This is a genomic window from Saccharopolyspora sp. NPDC047091 (assembly GCF_040643635.1).
Classification (GTDB): Bacteria; Actinomycetota; Actinomycetes; order Mycobacteriales; family Pseudonocardiaceae; genus Saccharopolyspora_C.
Genome location: NZ_JBEYUS010000061.1, coordinates 25,142 through 40,027, shown reverse-complemented (window position 1 = coordinate 40,027; position 14,886 = coordinate 25,142). Strand labels below are relative to the sequence as shown.

11 protein-coding genes and 1 pseudogene are annotated in these 14,886 nt (G+C 73.6%); 2 read left to right on the top strand and 10 right to left on the bottom strand.

Going from position 1 to position 14,886, the window contains the following annotated elements; translation table 11 throughout:
• The 6 genes and pseudogenes from ABZ805_RS22560 to ABZ805_RS22535 all read right to left on the bottom strand — a co-directional run.
• A pseudogene (locus ABZ805_RS22560) lies at positions 1–715 on the bottom strand (cell division protein FtsX); the annotation flags it as partial.
• Entirely contained in the window at positions 712–1,413 is a 702-nt protein-coding gene (locus tag ABZ805_RS22555; RefSeq protein WP_358443604.1) for an ABC transporter ATP-binding protein, read from the bottom strand. The gene ABZ805_RS22555 and the pseudogene ABZ805_RS22560, both read right to left, overlap by 4 nt.
• A gap of 212 nt (positions 1,414–1,625) precedes the next feature.
• Positions 1,626–2,573: an NrfD/PsrC family molybdoenzyme membrane anchor subunit gene (gene nrfD / locus ABZ805_RS22550; RefSeq protein ID WP_358443601.1), complete on the bottom strand. Its 948-nt coding sequence runs from the start codon at positions 2,571–2,573 to the stop codon at positions 1,626–1,628.
• Positions 2,570–3,457, bottom strand: a complete 888-nt coding sequence (locus ABZ805_RS22545) for a 4Fe-4S dicluster domain-containing protein (RefSeq protein ID WP_358443599.1) — start codon at positions 3,455–3,457, stop codon at positions 2,570–2,572. The genes nrfD and ABZ805_RS22545 overlap by 4 nt, the downstream gene beginning before the upstream one ends.
• Before the next feature lie 11 nt (positions 3,458–3,468).
• Positions 3,469–6,771 (bottom strand): formate dehydrogenase, encoded by a 3,303-nt coding sequence (gene fdh / locus ABZ805_RS22540; protein WP_358443596.1) that lies wholly within the window; start codon positions 6,769–6,771, stop codon positions 3,469–3,471.
• 94 nt (positions 6,772–6,865) lie between these two features.
• Positions 6,866–8,611: an MFS transporter gene (locus ABZ805_RS22535; RefSeq protein WP_358443594.1), complete on the bottom strand. Its 1,746-nt coding sequence runs from the start codon at positions 8,609–8,611 to the stop codon at positions 6,866–6,868.
• 120 nt (positions 8,612–8,731) lie between these two features.
• Between ABZ805_RS22535 and ABZ805_RS22530 the strand changes: the two genes are divergently transcribed.
• Positions 8,732–9,382 carry a TetR family transcriptional regulator gene (locus ABZ805_RS22530; protein ID WP_358443591.1) on the top strand — a complete coding sequence of 217 codons (651 nt, stop codon included), beginning with the start codon at positions 8,732–8,734 and terminating at the stop codon, positions 9,380–9,382.
• Between the two features lie 10 nt (positions 9,383–9,392).
• Here the strand turns inward: ABZ805_RS22530 and ABZ805_RS22525 are convergent, their stop codons facing one another.
• Positions 9,393–9,800, bottom strand: coding sequence for a DUF2000 domain-containing protein (locus tag ABZ805_RS22525; RefSeq protein ID WP_358443588.1), 408 nt, complete (start codon positions 9,798–9,800; stop codon positions 9,393–9,395).
• A gap of 83 nt (positions 9,801–9,883) precedes the next feature.
• On the opposite strand from ABZ805_RS22525, the gene ABZ805_RS22520 reads away from it, so the two are divergent.
• On the top strand, positions 9,884–10,717 hold the full coding sequence (locus ABZ805_RS22520; protein WP_358443587.1) for an AraC family transcriptional regulator: 834 nt from the start codon (positions 9,884–9,886) through the stop codon (positions 10,715–10,717).
• A gap of 117 nt (positions 10,718–10,834) precedes the next feature.
• Here ABZ805_RS22520 and selD read toward each other — a convergent pair whose 3' ends face one another.
• From selD to ABZ805_RS22505, 3 genes are all read right to left on the bottom strand, one after another.
• A complete protein-coding gene (gene selD / locus ABZ805_RS22515) occupies positions 10,835–11,839 on the bottom strand; it encodes a selenide, water dikinase SelD (RefSeq protein ID WP_358443584.1) in 1,005 nt (334 codons plus the stop codon).
• 93 nt (positions 11,840–11,932) lie between these two features.
• Positions 11,933–13,594: a CocE/NonD family hydrolase gene (locus ABZ805_RS22510; protein WP_358443582.1), complete on the bottom strand. Its 1,662-nt coding sequence runs from the start codon at positions 13,592–13,594 to the stop codon at positions 11,933–11,935.
• Positions 13,595–13,659: 65 nt separating this feature from the next.
• The gene (locus ABZ805_RS22505) at positions 13,660–14,832 is read right to left on the bottom strand and encodes an acyl-CoA dehydrogenase family protein (RefSeq protein ID WP_358443579.1); all 1,173 of its coding nucleotides are present in this window, start codon (positions 14,830–14,832) and stop codon (positions 13,660–13,662) included.
• Positions 14,833–14,886: the final 54 nt, after the last annotated feature.

Below are 14,886 nucleotides of genomic sequence, written 5' to 3'. Positions count from 1 at the left end.
CTCCGACCAGGCGCAGTGCGGCGAGTCTGCGTTGGCGGGCTGCTTCGGCGAGCCGCGTCGTGCTGATGACGAACACGACCACCGGCAGCAGCAGCACGGTGGCGCCGAGCGTCCACAACGTCAGCGTGTCCGCCGACGTCGCGGTCGTCGAGGCGGCGTGCTCGCCGAAGTGGTCGTCGATGCGGTAATCCGCGTTCCACTCGGTCAGCCCGGTGGTGCCCGCGTAGTAGTACAGCTCGCCGGGTGAGAGCAGTCCGTCGTCGTCGATGGTGCCGGCGACGGTGCCGGGCAGCCGTTGGCGCAACAGCTCGGATCCGGGCTCGGCGAGCAGGTCGGCCAGTGCCGGGGACACGATCAGCTCGCCCGGCGCCGGATACCGGCCCAGTCCGGCAGGCGGCGGCGCGTCCGGGCGCATCGGCTGGAGCAACTTGCCGAACACGTGGTCCCCGCGGAACTCGGTGTCGCCCGAGGCCCCGAGCACGGCGGCCGGGATGTGCGCGTTCCCGGCGGAGACCGCGGTCATCGTCCTGGCCACGGTGCGCTCGTGCTGGGCCTGCAGCCAGTTCGGCAGGGCGGTGCTGATCAGCAGCACGAGGACGCCGATGCCGATGCCGATGGTCATCAGGGCGAGCCTGCCCCAAGGGGTGTTGCGATCGCCGACGGCGAGACGGACCCCCAGCACCAGGTCGGCGAGCCAGGTGCGGGCCCGGCTCATCGGGCGGCCTCCTCCGCCTCCGCGGTGCGCCCGTCGCGGATGACCACTTCGCGGTGCGCGTAGGCGGCCACCGCCGGTTCGTGGGTCACGAGCACCACAGCGCTGCCCGCTTCGGAAGCGGTTTCGGTGAGCAGCTGCATCACCTCGCGGCCACCGGTGGAGTCGAGGGCGCCGGTGGGTTCGTCGGCGAAGATCACCGAGGGATCGGCGACGAGGGCACGGGCGAGCGCGGCCCGCTGGCCCTGGCCACCGGAGATCTCCCCGGGGCGCTTGTCGAGCTGGGCGGTGACGCCGAGCTTGTCGGCCCAGTCGCGGGCGCGGGTCTCGGACTTGCCGCGGGCGGCGCCGTTGAGCCGCAGCGGCAGCGCGATGTTCTCCAGCACGCTGAGCTCGGGCACGAGCTGGCCGAACTGGAACACGAAGCCGAACTCGGAGCGGCGCAGCGCGCTGCGCTCGTCGTCGGACATGGCGGTGACGTCGCGGCCGCGGAACCGGACCGTGCCGGATTCGGGGGCGACGACGCCTGCCATGCAGTGCAGCAGCGTGGACTTGCCCGAGCCGGAGGCGCCGACGACGGCGACGACCTCGCCGGAATCGACGGCGAGGTCCGCGCCGCGCAGCGCCGGGGTGGCGCCGAAGGAGCAGACCAGGCCGGTTCCGGTGAGCATCGATTCGGTGCCGGACCTGGACGCGGTCATGCGTGGTTCTCCTTCTGGGTGCTGCGGGTGCGGGAGCCGGTGGCATCCGGTCGCGCGCGATTCTCGCGGTGGCGCGGCGCGGCGCGTGCGGCGGGTGCGCGTTCCGGGCGAGGTCGTGGCGTCGCGCGGGGCCGGTCGTCCGGGCCCGGCCGATCATGCATGGCCGGAACCCTACACGGCCGGGTGAACCGCCCAGTCGGCTTTCGCGAAGATCATTCTTCGTCCTGCCGGGCGGCCGGAGATCCGGTGCGGCCCTCGAGGCGTTCCCGCTGGGGGATGACGGTGTAGCGGGGGTCGCGGGCGGTGACCCGGCCCGCTTCGAAGATCCCGAAGCGGGTGGCGGCTCCGCCGACGGCCAGGCACAGTCCGGCGGCCGCCGCGATCGTCCGGTTCCGCCCGGCCAGGGCCGATGCGGCGGCGCCGACCCAGGTCAGGGCTCGGGCGGCGCGCAGCAGCCTGCCGGGGGTGCCGGTGTCGTAGGCCTCGGCGACGAGCCCGGCGCGGCGCAGCATCCGGTGCTCGGCGGCCAGTTCGACGACCGCGCCGGTGATCGCCATCCGCCGTGCCGGGCCGGCTTCGGCGACCGGGGTGGTGAGCAGGGCGACGCCGCCCGCGCTGGAGACGGCACTGCCCGCGAACAGGAACGGCAGCTCGCGGTGCACCTCGTGCCAGCCGGGCACGGCGGTGTCGGCGAGCAGCACCGCGGTGTAGGTGGTCATGGCGGGCGCGAGGACCGCGGCGGCTGCTCCGGCGAGCCTGCCGGGCCCGGGCAGCAGCCCGGACAGCTCGCCGGCGGCCGCGGCGGCGGTGAGCCCGGAGAACGGGGCGAGGATCCAGGAGCCGACGCTCAGCGGCGAGGTCGGTTTCAGCACCCGCAGCATGTTCAGGAACCGCAGCGGCCGCCCCAGGTCGTGCACGAGCGCGAGCACGCTGGCTCCGGCACCGGCCGCGGCGGCGATGCGCCCGGTGCGGCGCAGCGCGGGCCGCCCGGTGAGGTCGGCCAGCCCGGCCATCGCCGCCGATCCCCCGGCGAGCCCGCCGAGGAACAGGTAGAGGGGCACATCGGGGACCTTCCAGGTGGGGCTCTTGATGATCTGGCGGCCGTAGTAGGAGCGGAACTCGGCGTCGGGCACGATCGATTCGCCGCGGCGCGGGCTCATCGCCGCCGCCCGGCGAAGCAGGCCGCGATGAGCGCGGCGGCGGTACCGGCGGCGGCCGCGGCGTGCCGCCACATCGACGGCAGGTCGCGGGTGGTGACGACCGGGTCGGGTGGCAGCCCGTAGACCTCGGGTTCGTCGAGCAGCAGGAAGAACGCGGAGTCGCCGCCGACGCCGTCCTCGGGGTCGTGGCCGTAGAGGCGGGCACCGGTCTCGCCGCGTTCGTGCAGTTCGTCGACGCGGCGGGCGGCGCGGGCGCGGAGTTCGTCGAGGGGCCCGTACTGGATGGACTCGGTGGGGCACGCGGTGGCGCAGGCGGGGGCGAGCCCGGCGCCGAGCCGGTCCTGGCAGAGGGTGCACTTGAACGCGCCGCCGTCGCCGGGCCGGATGTCGATGACCCCGTAGGGGCAGGCGGGCACGCAGTAGCCGCAGCCGTTGCACACGTCGTCCTGCACGAGCACGGTGCCGTGCTCGGTGCGGATGAGCGCTCCGGTGGGGCACACGTCGAGGCAGGCGGCGTGGGTGCAGTGCTTGCACACGTCGGAGGACATCAGCCACCGCACCCCGCCTCCCCCGCCGTCGGACGGGTCGCCGGGTGGTCCGATCCCTGGCATGCCCAGGTCGGTGGCGGGCAGTTCCTGTTCGACGAAGGCGACGTGGCGCCAGGTGCTGGCACCGAGGTCGCCGGTGTTGTCGTAGGACATGCCGGTGAGCTCCAAGCCGTCCTCGGGCAGCAGGTTCCACTCCTTGCAGGCCACTTCGCAGGCCTTGCAGCCGATGCAGATGCTGGTGTCGGTGAAGAACCCGACGCGTTCGGGGTGCCCGGTGTAGCCGGCGTCGGCGGCCGGGTCGGCCAGCGGCCCGCTGAAGCTGGTGTGTTCGGCCACTGCTGGCTCCTTCATCGTCCGGTGTCGCGGGGGTCGTCGGCGTGTTCGGTTCCGGTGCGCTCGGTGATGCCGGCGCGCCTGCGGTGCTCGGCGACGAGTGCGGCGAGCGCGGGGCCCCGCGGGCGGCGGCCGGGCCGGATGTCGCAGGTCCCGGCCTTGGTCTCCATGATGTGCACGTTCGGGTCCAGGGACACGCCGATCAGTTCGTTGGCGGCGTCGCCGGTGCTCAGCCCGTTCGGCCCCCAGTGCCAGGGCAGCCCGATCTGGTGCAGGGTGCGGTCGCCGAGCCGCAGCGGCCGGAGGCGGCGGGTGATCAGCACGCGGGCTTCGATGGCGCTGCGGGCGGTGATGATGGTGGCCCAGCCGAGGTGGTGCAGGCCGCGTTCGGCGGCCAGTTCCGGGGAGATCTCGGCGAACATGGCGGGGGCGAGTTCGGACAGGTGGTGCAGCCAGCGGCTCATGCCGCCCGCGGTGTGGTGCTCGGTGAGGCGGAACGTGGTGAACGCGTACGGGTAGACCTCGGCGCCGGGTTCGTGCCCGCTGGGCTGGTAGCGGTTCTCGGGGCGGGAGAGGGTCTGGCGGGCGGGGTTGCGCTGCTGGTGGTCGTGCAGCGGGTTCGCCAGCGGTGATTCCTGCGGTTCGTAGTGCGCGGGCAGCGGCCCGTCGACGAGCCCGGCGGGCACGTAGAGCCAGCCGCGGCCGTCGCTCTGCATGATGAACGGGTCGGTGCCTGCGAGTCCGGCGGGCCCGGTGGCGCCCTCGGGCGGCCGGTAGCCGGGGTGCTTGCCGATGTCGAAGTCGGGGACGTCGTGGCCTTGCCAGCGCCCGGCGCCCTCGTCCCACCACACGTAGGCCTTGCGGTCGCTCCACGGTTCGCCCTGCGGGTCGGCGGAGGCTCGGTTGTAGAGGGTGCGGCGGTTCGCCGGCCACGCCCAGCCCCAGTCGGGGGCGACCCAGGACTGCTCGTGGCCGGGTGTGCGGCGGGCGGCCTGGTTTGTGTCGTCGGCGTGCACGCCGCTGTAGATCCAGCAGCCGCAGGAGGTGCTGCCGTCGGCGCGCAGTTCGGTGTAGCCGGACAGGGTGGTCCCGTCGGGTCCGGTGCCGCTGATCTCGCGGAGCACGGCCTCGGCGCTGGGTTCGGCGATGTCGCCTTCGGTCGGGTAGTCCCAGGTGAGGTCGAGCAGGGCGCGGTCGTTCGCCTGCTGCTCGGGGGTGCGCCGGTGGCGGCGGTCGGTGAGCTTGTCCCGGAGCCTGCGGCCGAGGTGGTAGTAGAACCACAGGTCGCTGCGCCGGTCGCCGCGGGGTTCGACGGCCTTGTGGTGCCACTGCAGCAGCCGGTGGGTGTTGGTGAACGAGCCGTCCTTCTCGGTGTGGGCGGCGGCGGGCAGGAAGAACACCTCGGTGCCGATGTCCGATGTGGACAGTTCGCCGTTCTGCACTTCGGGCCCGTCGAGCCAGAACGTGGCGGTCTCGATCATGTTGAGGTCGCGGACGACGAGCCAGTCCAGGTTGGCCAGCCCGAGGCGCTGCTGCCGGGAGTTCGCGGTGCCCACGGCCGGGTTCTCCCCGATCACGAAGTAGCCGTGGACGGTGCCGTCGATCTGGTCGGCGACGGTCTGGAAGGTGCCGTGGTCGCCGGTCAGGCGCGGCACGTTGCCGAAGGCGTAGTCGTTCTCGGCGGTCGCCGCCTCCCCCCACCACGCCTTGAGCAGGCTCACCACGTAGGAGCGCATGTTCGCCCAGTACCCGCGGGCGTGCTCGTCGTCGGCGACGAACGCGTCGAGGTCGTGGTCGGTCCGGGCCTGCGGCATCGGGATGTAGCCGGGCAGCAGGTTGAACAGCGTGGGGATGTCGGTGGAGCCCTGGATGCTGGCGTGCCCGCGCAGCGCGAGGATGCCCGCGCCGGGGCGGCCGATGTTGCCCAGCAGCAGCTGCAGGATGGAGGCGGCGCGGATGTACTGCACGCCGACGGTGTGGTGGGTCCAGCCGACGGCGTAGGCGATGGTGGTGGTGCGCTCGCGCCCCGAGTTGGCGATCAGCGCGTCGGCGACGCGCAGGAACTCGGCGCGCGGCACGCCGCAGGTCTGCTCCACCGCTTCCGGGGTGTAGCGGGCGAAGTGCCGCCTGAGCAGCTGGAACACGCAGCGCGGGTGTTGCAGCGTCGGGTCGGTCTCGGGGGTGCCGTGGTAGACGGGCCCGCCGGAGCCTGCCCGTTCGGGGCGGCTGCCTGCGCGTTCCCGGCCGTGCGGGCTGGCGGGCCGGTCGGCGCGCAGCGGTTCCTCCCAGGACACCGCGGAGAGCGCGTCGGCGCCTTCGTACTGCCAGCTGCTCGGGTCGTAGGCGCCTTCGGCGGGGTCGAATCCGGAGAACACGCCGTCGAGGTCCTCGGTGTCGGTGAACTCCTCCCCGATGATCATGGCGGCGTTGGTGTAGTGCACCACGTAGTCGTGGAAGTGCGCGTCGCGTTCGAGCACCTGGTGGATCAGCCCGCCGAGGAACGCGATGTCGCTGCCCGCGCGCAGCGGCACGTGCTGGTCGGCGACCGCGGAGGTGCGGGTGAAGCGCGGGTCGACGTGGATGACGGTGGCGCCGCGCGCCTTCGCCTCCATCACCCACTGGAAGCCGACCGGGTGGGCTTCGGCCATGTTGGAGCCCTGGATGAGGATGCAGTCGGCGTTGGCCAGGTCCTGCAGGAAGGTCGTGGCCCCTCCGCGCCCGAACGAGGTCCCCAGACCGGGAACCGTGGAGGAGTGTCAAATGCGGGCCTGGTTCTCCACCTGGATGGCGCCCAGGGCGGTGTAGAGCTTCTTCATGAGGTAGTTCTCCTCGTTGTCGAGGGTCGCTCCTCCGAGGCTCGCGATGCCCAGGGTGCGCCGCAGCGGCCTGCCTTCCTCGTCGGCCTGCTGCCAGGTGGCGTCCCGCGTGGCCAGCACGCGGTCGGCGATCATGTCGAGTGCGGTGTCGAGGTCGAGGTCCTCCCACTCGGTGCCGTGCGGGCGCCGGTAGCGGACCCGGTCCTGGCGGGTGGGGGCGGTGACGAGTTCGCGGCTGGCGGAGCCCTTGGGGCAGAGCCTGCCGCGGCTGATCGGCGAGTCCGGGTCGCCTTCGATCTGGGTGATCTCGCCGTCGCGCACGAACACCTGCTGCCCGCAGCCGACGGCGCAGTACGGGCACACCGAGCGCACGACGCGGTCGGCGTCCTCGGTGCGGGCGCGGAGGGCGTCGGTGCGGCGGCTGCGGGCGGCGGTGCCGCGCCCGAGCGGGTCGGGTCCGGTGAGCTGGCGGACCAGCGGCCAGTTCAGCCACTGCGGCATCCGGCGGCCTCCTTCCCGCGAACGACGACGGCGGGTGTCCGATTTCCATCGGACACCCGCCGCGGCACCGGGGCAAGCCGGTGGTGGTCCCGGGTCAGCCGCTGATGTTCTCGGCGGGCCGGTCGTCGTCGCGTTCGGCGGCGGTGCCGGTGGCCGGGGCCGGATCGGTCTCGGCACCGATCTCCTCAGTGCCGGTCGCGCCCGCGGCCTGGGGTGCCGGGGTGCCGGCCTGGGTGGCGGTGCGCGGCATCCAGATCCAGGCGATGAGCGCGGCGAGCAGGATCAGCGCGGCACCGGCGAGGTTGGCGAAGCGCATCCCGCCCATCCAGGCGACCACGACCTGCTGGGCCAGGGCTTGGCCCTGCTCCCCGAGGGAGGCGGCGACCTGCAGGCCGCCGGGCAGCGATTCCTTCGCGACGTCCTGCGCCTGCGCGGGCAGTCCCGCCAGGGCCGGGCCGAGCTGGGTGGAGTAGGCGCTGCCGAGCACGCTGCCCAGCACCGCGACGCCCAGCGAGGCGCCGACCTCGCGGGTGACGTCGTTGGTGGCCGAGCCCATGCCGGCGCGGGCGCGCGGCACGTTCGCCATCAGCTGGTCGGTGGCCGGGGCCATCGCCAGCGACATGCCGCCGGAGGTCAGCGCCAGCGGCAGCAGCAGGTGCAGGTAGCCGGAGTCGGCGGTCAGGGTGCTCAGCCCGGCCATGCCGCACGCGGCCAGCACCAGGCCGGCGGCGATGGTGGTGCGCGGCCCGAACCGGCCGACGATGCGCCCGACCTGCGGGGCGACCAGCACCATCATCACCGACATCGGGAGCATGGCCACCGAGGAGCCCAGCGGCGAGTACCCGAACACCAGGATCAGCGTCTGGCTCAGCGAGAAGAACACGCCGATCATCGCGAAGAACACCAGCGTCAGCGCGACCGCGGAGGCGGAGAACCCGGCGTTGCGGAACAGGTCCATGTCCAGCATCGGGTCCTTGACCCGCCGTTCCCAGGCGACGAACGCGCCGACGAGCAGCAGCCCGACCACGACCATGATCAGCGTGCGGGGCGCGGTCCAGCCGACGTGCTGGGCGTCGATGAGGCCGTAGACGACGACGGTGATGCCGACGGTGGACAGGATCGCGCCGCCGATGTCGATGCCGCCGTGGCCGCCTTCGACGGGTGCGTGACTGCCCGCGTTCTTCGGCACGTAGCGGATGCTGGCGAGGACGGCCACGACCACGACGGGCACGTTGATGGCGAACACCGCGTGCCAGGTGCTGACCTCCAGCAGCAGCCCGGCGATGACCGGGCCCAGCGCGGTGCCCGCGCCGGAGACCGCGGCCCACACCCCGACCGCCTTGGTGCGCTCGGAGCTGGGGAACACGCTGGTGAGGATGGACAGCGTCACCGGCATGATCATCGATCCGCCGAGGCCGAGCAGTCCGCGCGCGACGATGAGTTCGGCGCTGGAGCCGACGAAGAAGCACACGTACAGCGACACCGCGCCGAACAGCACCAGCCCGGCCTGCAGCATCAGCTTGCGCCCGTAGCGGTCGGCGACGGTGGAGGTGGTGAACAGCAGCCCGGCGAACACCAGCGCGTAGGCGTTGCTGAACCACTGCTGGTCCGACAGGGAGGAGCCGAGGTCCTGGGACAGGAACGGCAGGGCGACGCCGAGCGAGGTGTTCGCCAGCATCGTCGCCGACAGCGCCAGGCACAGGACCAGCAGCGTGGTCCAGCGGCGGCGATAGACCCCCAGGTCGATGCCGTCGGCGACGGCGCGGCGCTCGCCTTCGGTGTTCGGGCCTTCGGTGGCGTGCGCACCGCCCGAAGCCGACTCGGGGTGGGTACCGGACACGAGGTCTCCTCATTTCGCGTGCGACAGGATGCCCACCCACGTTATGTCATGACTGCCATTTGTCACTCATGACATCAGTCACCGTTGACGGAACGTGCACAGCGGGTGAACCTGGGTCGCATGACCGCCGCACCCGTCGAATCCGCCGAGCCCGTCGACCGCAGGCGGCGCCGCACCGCCCGCACCCGGGCGGGCATCGAGGAGGCGGCGCTGCGGTTGTTCACCGAGCAGGGCTTCGACAACACCACCGTCGAGCAGATCGCCGAGGCCGCCGACATCGCGCCGCGCACGTTCTTCCGCCACTTCCCCAGCAAGGACGCGGTGCTGTTCGGAGATTCGCTGCGCGAGCAGGAGCGGATGCGCGAGGTGCTGGCCGCCCGTCCCGCGGGCGAGCACCCGCTGCGCAAGCTGGCCGCGGCCATGTTCGACACGGCCACCCGGGTGCAGGCCGACCGCCCCCAGCACCTGATGCGGGCGCAGCTGCTGGAGTCGCTGGAGGCCGGGGGCGACTACGAGTCGCACCTGATGCACCGGCGCTGGGTGCACGAGGTGGCTAGCAGCCTCGCCGAGCACTGCGGTGGCGGCGAACCCGATCCGCGGCTGTACACGTGGTCGATGCTGCTGATGACGTGCTTCGGTTCGGCGATGCGGGAGTGGCTGGTGCGCACCGACGGCGCGACGTTGCCCGACATCCTCGCCGCGCTGCTCGCCGACACGACCGCGGGCCTGCGCGAGGTCACCGACGACCCGATCGGCCGCCCCCTGCGGTGACGCGCGGGCGTCAGGGGTGCAGGCCGAGGCCCTTGCACACCTTGTCGACCTGGTTGCGTCCGTCGTGCAGCGCGATGCCGACCAGGTCGAGGCCGGCGGTGGGCACGGCCCGCACCACGGCCCGGTTGGCGTCGTCGTCGCCGGTGGTGAACATCTGCGCGGTGTAGATCGCCGGGCGCATCCCCCGGTCCAGCGCCTTGCGGTGCACCTGCCGCAGCCGTTCGGCGTCGGCGGTGTAGACGAGGACGGGCCTGCCCAGCAGCGGCAGGTAGCCGACGTCGTCGGCGTCGGCGTAGGGCTCGCCCACGAGCTCGGGGTGGGCGGCGGTGATGCCGCTGCTGAGGAACGCGGTCACGTTGAGCCGTTGCCAACCGGCGAGGTCGTCCCGGACCACGACGGCGATCTTCGTCTGAGCCATGGCGGCATCCTGCGGCGGTGCACCGCGGGCGGTCTTGAACGCTGGTGCGCGGGCCCGCAGCGGGGCGCGCGGACAATGGCGGGGTGCGAGACGAATGGATCCGGTACCGGCGCTGCCCGGAGATGTCGCTGGAGGCGATGCACGCGTTCTTCCGCGACCACACCTACGAGCGCCACAGCCACGACGCCTACTCGTTCGGGGTGACCGAGACCGGCGCGCAGACGTTCCGCTGCCGGGGCGCGTCGCGGGTCAGCGCGGCGGGGATGGTGATGGCGTTCAACCCGGAGGAGACCCACGACGGGCACTCGGCGATCGCGGAGGGCTTCACCTACCGCATCGTGCACCTGGGCCCGCGGGTCGTCGCGGAGGTCCTGGCGGACGCGGCGGGCGAGCCCGGCGGGCAGCGGGCGCTGCCGCTGTTCGCGGAGCCGGTGCTGCACGATCCGGTGCTGGCGCGGGCGGTGCGCGAGCTGAACCGGGCGCTGCTGGAGCAGGACAGCGCGCTGCTGCGGGACGAGGCGCTGCGCCGCACGGTGTACGCGATGGTGCGGCGCGGTTCGGTGCGGGCACCGCTGATCGAGTGGGAACCGGCGGTGCGCCCGATTCCGGCCGGGGTGCGGGCGGTGCGCGAGCACCTGCACGCCCACGCGGCCGAGGAGGTCTCGGCGCGGCACCTCGCCGAGATCGCCGGGTGCAGCCGGTTCGCGCTGCACCGGGCGTTCACCGCGGCGCACGGGCTGGCGCCCGGCGCCTACCAGCGGCAGCTGCGGCTGCGGGAGGCCCGCCACGCGCTCGGTGCGGGGGCGAGCGCGGCGGAGGCCGCCGCACGGGCCGGGTTCGCCGACCAGGCGCACCTGACCCGCTGGTTCCGCCGCTGCTACGGCATCACCCCCGGCACCTTCCGCGCCGGGTCGTGACCGGCCGTCCCTTCTGCTTCGCAAGCGTTCGGGCGGCGGAACCTCGGCGGTTTCGTCGCCGCCCCGCGGGCTGGTTCCGCAGACCTCGCCGCGGAACGGGTGTACGGCGGCGTGGGGTCAGCGGACGGTGATGTGGTGTTCGCCGCGCGGGACGAGTTCGCCGATGACGGGTGCGCCGGGGATCTCCCCGGCCACCAGCAGCCCGCCGGAGGTCTGGGCGTCGGCCAGCAGCAGCGCCTCCCCCTCGCTGACCGCGGCGAGGCAGCAGTGCGGGCGCACCCAGTCGAGGTTGCGGTGGGTGCCGCCGCTGACGTGTCCGTCGCGCAGCGCGTCCCGCGCCCCGTCCAGGTAGGGGACGGCGGCGGCGTCGAGGACGGCGGAGACCCCGCTGGCGCGCACCAGCTTCAGCAGGTGCCCGAGCAGCCCGAAGCCGGTGACGTCGGTGGCGCAGCGCACCCCGGCGGCGAGCGCGGCGGCCGAGGCGTCGGCGTTGAGCTCGGTCATGGCGGCCACGGCCTGCTCGAACACCTCGCCGGTGGCCTTGTGCCGGGTGTTGAGCACGCCGATGCCGAGGGGTTTGGTCAGCGACAGCGGCACTCCGGCCCGTCCGGCGTCGTTGCGCAGCAGCGCCCCGGGGTCGGCGGTGCCGGTGGCGGCCATGCCGTACTTCGGTTCGGGGTCGTCGACGCTGTGCCCACCGGCGACGGGGCACCCGGCGGCGCGGCCGACGTCGAGGCCGCCGCGCAGCACTTCGCGGGCCAGTTCGAGCGGGAGCCGCTCGCGGGGCCAGCACAGCAGGTTGATCGCCAGCACCGGGCGGGCGCCCATCGCGTAGAGGTCGGACAGGGCGTTGGTGGCCGCGATGCGCCCCCAGTCGTAGGCGTCGTCGACGACGGGGGTGAAGAAGTCGGCGGTGCTCACCACCGCCTGCCCGGCCGGGTCGACGCGGACCGCGGCGGCGTCGTCGCCGTCGTCGAGGCCGACCAGCAGCGCCGGGTCGGGCACGCCGCGCAGGTCGGCGACGACCTCCTCCAGCTCACCCGGCGGGATCTTGCAGGCGCAGCCGCCGCCGTGGGCGTACTGGGTGAGCCGGTACCGGGTGGGCGCGTCGAGTTCCGTCACCTCGCGGACCGTATCCGCGCCCCCGCCCCCGCGCCGGTTCTCCCGGGGTGCACGACCCGTTCGACCGGTGTTCCGGGGTGAACGGGCCTCGTCTCAGCGGGCGCGGATCGGGAGCCGGAGGTAGGAGGCGCCGGGCCCGGTGCGGATGACGTGGGTGCCCTTGTTGCGGGGCGCGTGGTCGCGGATGCCGGGCATGCTCGGGCCGAGCAGGTCGCGGGAGCTGATGACCAGCCGCAGCTGTTCGCCGGGGTGGCAGACCAGCCCGATCGGCATCAGGTCGACGTCCACGTCGACGACCTGCCCGGGTCGCAGCGGTTCGACCCGGTCGAAGCCGTGCACCGGCACGTCGGCGGTGCTCGCGGTCGCGTCGAGGTGCCGGGCGGAGACGCGCAGCCTGCCGTGGGGGCCCGCGTAGCGCAGCGCCGACCCGCCCCGTTCGGTGAGGTCCTGCAGCAGCGCGCCTCGGCCGGGCACGGTGAACCGCCGCAGCGGGGTGCCGCCGGTGTCGAGCTGCTGCAGCAGCACGAACAGGTCCATGTCGTCGGCCCCGCGCGCTTCGACCCGCAGGTGCGCCTTCGGGTAGCCGATCAGTTCGGTGCGCTGCGGGAACCGGAGGGTGAACGACACCAGCGCCGGGTCGGTGCCGGTGTCGTAGGAGACCTCCCCCGCCGCGGCGGGCGGCGTCGGGCGCAGGGTGCGGGTGGCGGCGTCGAGGTGGTGGTCGACGGCGGTGACCTCGGCGGGCGGGAACCGGTCGGCGGGCAGCCCGGCGCGATCGCCGCCTTCGAGGTCGAGCAGGCGCAGGTCCGCGATGTTGTCCGGGTGGTAGTAGTCGGTCCACTCCTGGGCGGGGTGGGTGCGCAGCCACTTCTGCGCGGAGGACAGGCCGCGCCACGCGCGGAAGGTGCCCGGGGTGTGCAGCGCGTCGCCGTAGCCGGCGACCACGTAGGCGGGGGTGGTGATCCGGGCGAGGTCGGCGGTCTTGTCCCGCCACAGCGCGTCGATCAGCGGGTGCGCCTCGACTTCGGCGAGCAGGTCCTCGCGCCGGTTGCGCCCGCAGCTGCCGTGCTGCAGGTGTTCGGCGACGCCGGTGTCGGGCATGCCGCCGCGCAGCACCAGGTCCCGGTGGACGTCGCTGAATCCCGAGCACGGGTTGATCGCGGCCAGGTGCGGTGGGCGTTCGGCGGCGGTGAACCACTGGGCGACCGCCGCGCAGGAGGTGCCGGTCATGCCGACCTTCCCGGTGCACCAGTCCTGCTCGGCGAGCCATTCGACCAGGTCGTGGCAGTCCTGGCCTTCCTGGCTGCCGAACAGGGCGCTGTCGCCCTCGGATTCGGCGATGCCGCGCGGATCGGGGTGGCACACGGCGTAGCCGTGCGCGCACCAGTAGGCGGGGTCGGGTCCTTCGAACGTCTGCAGCCCGGACAGGCCCCCGTGGTCGATGCCGAGCAGGTCGAACAGGGCGGTGGCGGCCGGGGAGCTGCCGTGGCTCTTGCCGTGGTGGCTCCAGGCGACCAGCACCGGCACCGGGTCGTCGCCGGGTGGGCGCAGCACGTCGACGCGCAGGGTGGTGCCGTCGCGCACCGGGACGGGCACGTCCTTGTCGAGGACGATGTCGGCGGGCAGCGCCCGGAACCGGGGGGCGAGCCGCGTCCCGGCGGGCAGGGTGCGGGTGCCGGGGTCGAACTCGCTGCGCACGCCGTGCTCGGGGCCGGGTTCGTGGTGCGAGGGTTCGAACAGGGTGTCCGGTCGCATGGGGGTTCCTCTCGCCGGGTGCGGGTTCCAGTGCACCTGCGCGCACCGGAACCCGCGCGGCGCGGTCAGAACCGGACGACGGTGGACAGGTCGGGGACGGTGCCGGTGAGCTCGTGGCGTCCGATGTAGACGTTCTTGGCGTCGACGGGGTCGTGGGAGGCGAAGGTGCGGGCGTTGCGCCAGAACCGGTCGTAGCCGTGGGTGTTGGAGGTGCTGCGGGCGCCGGTGATCTCGTGGATCTCGGCGGCGGCGTCGAGGGAGGATTCGACGGCGGTGACCTTGGCGCGGAAGCAGTCCACGGCGATCTCGTCGGGGTCGTCGGCGCCGGTTTCGAGCCGGTCGGCGGCGGTGTGCAGCAGGGCGCGGGAGGCGGCGAGCCTGCTGGAGGTGGCGCCGATGCGGCGCAGCACCAGCGGGTCGTCGGCGGGCCCGTCGAAGCGGGGCAGCGAGGCGCGGGTCATGGTGCGGGCGTGCCCGAGCAGCGCGTCGAGGGCGCCTTCGCCGATGCCCTGCAGCAGTGCGGCGTGCAGCAGCATGACTCCGCCGAGGAACGTCGGGGACGGTTCGGTGGCCGCGGGCCGGTGGCGCCCGTCGGGGGCGACGACGTCCCGGTAGGTGAGGGTGCGGCTGCGGGTGCCGCGCTGGCCCATGTTGTCCCAGTCGTCGCGGGTCTCGATCCGCGGGTCGTCGAGGTCGACGAGCGCTTGGTGCGGGGCGCCGTCGAGCAGGCAGCGCACCACCGCGACACCCCCGCCGCCGCTGTTGGAGTTGAAGGTCTTGGTGCCGGTGACCGCGATTCCGCCGTCGACGCGGCGGGCGGTGACCTTGCCGGTGGTGCCGGTTTCGGCGACGGAGGAGACGAACCGCAGTCCGTCGTGCAGCACCCGCCCGGCCAGCTCGGCGCGGGTGTCGGCGGGCAGGCCGTTGCCGGGGCCGAACAGCTCGCGGGAGACCAGGGCGGTGGTCAGCCAGTTCTGCCCGGTGGGCCCGTCGCCCGCGCTGATCTCGCGGACGGCGCGGATGAGGGTGCCCCAGCCGCCGCGTTCGGTGCCGTCCCAGAGGCCGCCGTGCTCGGCGGGCAGCACGAGCCGGGCGGCGCCGAGGTCGGCGAGCAGCGCGAGGTTGCCCGCGGGGTCGGCGTGGTCGCGGTCGGCGGTGAAGCCGCCTGCGGCGAGCCGGGGGCGCTGCTGCCGGATGGCGTGCAGCAGCGCGGTGCCCTCGTCCTGGGATGTCGGCATGACGGCCCTCCAAATGCGAACGCGAATTCTCGTTCTCGAATATAACGGGGTGCG

Coding starts and splice junctions, on each gene's coding strand:
- ABZ805_RS22530 (WP_358443591.1), top strand. CDS start 8,732: ATGACCGCCGCACCCGTCGAATCCGCCGAGCCCGTCGACCGCAGGCGG.
- ABZ805_RS22510 (WP_358443582.1), bottom strand. CDS start 13,594: ATGCGACCGGACACCCTGTTCGAACCCTCGCACCACGAACCCGGCCCC.
- ABZ805_RS22505 (WP_358443579.1), bottom strand. CDS start 14,832: ATGCCGACATCCCAGGACGAGGGCACCGCGCTGCTGCACGCCATCCGG.
- nrfD (WP_358443601.1), bottom strand. CDS start 2,573: ATGAGCCCGCGCCGCGGCGAATCGATCGTGCCCGACGCCGAGTTCCGC.
- ABZ805_RS22555 (WP_358443604.1), bottom strand. CDS start 1,413: ATGACCGCGTCCAGGTCCGGCACCGAATCGATGCTCACCGGAACCGGC.
- ABZ805_RS22525 (WP_358443588.1), bottom strand. CDS start 9,800: ATGGCTCAGACGAAGATCGCCGTCGTGGTCCGGGACGACCTCGCCGGT.